The organism is Hahella sp. HN01 (assembly GCF_018986435.1).
Taxonomy (GTDB): Bacteria; Pseudomonadota; Gammaproteobacteria; order Pseudomonadales; family Oleiphilaceae; genus Hahella.
In genome coordinates, this window is the sequence record NZ_JAHMIN010000134.1 from 1 (window position 1) to 991 (window position 991).

1 pseudogene is annotated in these 991 nt (G+C 64.4%); it reads left to right on the plus strand.

Annotated features, from left to right (window positions below):
- Positions 1 to 991, plus strand: a pseudogene (locus KP814_RS32625) (tape measure domain-containing protein); the annotation flags it as partial.

Genomic DNA, 991 nt, shown 5'->3' on the forward strand with positions numbered 1-991 from the left:
TTGGCCCAGGCCCGTGCGCAAGGCGTGGCGACCGCGGCCTTGGTCACGGATGTGGCGAAAACCCGCACCCAGGCGATGGCGGCGTCTTCCGCCTTTGCTCAGGCGGCCGCCTCCGCCACGCTTTGGGGACGGGTTTTGACGGGGCTGCGTGGCGCGCTGGCCTTGTTAGGCGGCCCCGTCGGCGCCTTAGTGACGGCCTTGGGCGTGGTGGCGGGCATGCTGTACTCCGCCCGTGACGCCACTGTTCAGTTCGGCGGAAAGACCGCCACACTCAAGCAGATTGCAGCGGCGACCTGGGACCTGGTGACGGAGAAAATCGCCGCCGCCATCGACGCCATAGCAGAGCTGGCCAGCGCCGGAGAAATCAGTTGGCGGCGCCTGCGAGAAGCGGCGGTTAGCGAATTACGCGAGCTTGGCGCAACGCTGCGGCGATTAGTGAATACGCTGCTGGGTGCCTTTACCGCAGTGGGACGGGTTGCAGGCGTGACTGCGGGCTTTCTGGTGGCGCGTTTTCGAAGCGCGTTCTCCGATATCGGCGAACTGGCGAGCGCGTTGGCGAAAGACGTGGAAGCGGCGTTCCAAGGCGACTTTTCCATGCAGTCCCTGAAGACGACGATGATGCGTCAACTGGGCGAAGTGGGAGATTACGGACGCCAGGTCTCACGCGAACTCCATGAGGCGTTTTCACGGGATTATGTTGGCGAAGCCACGCAGGCAATCGCCTCACGCATTAAACCGGAAACCACTGAACCAGGCGTATTTGGACGCTCCCAGCCCGCAGGCGCTGCGCCGGGCGCAGAAGGCGCGCGGCTGACCCTGGACCAAGCGCGCGCCGACGCGGAACTGCGCTTGCTCAAAGATTCGTTGGCGCGGGAAAACGCCGAGTTGGATCGCGCGCTGGCGGAACGTCAGCTGTCTTTGCGGGAGTATTACGCCGAAAAGACGCGGCTCGCACAGCGCGACATCGATGCGAACATCGAACGGGTGCGCA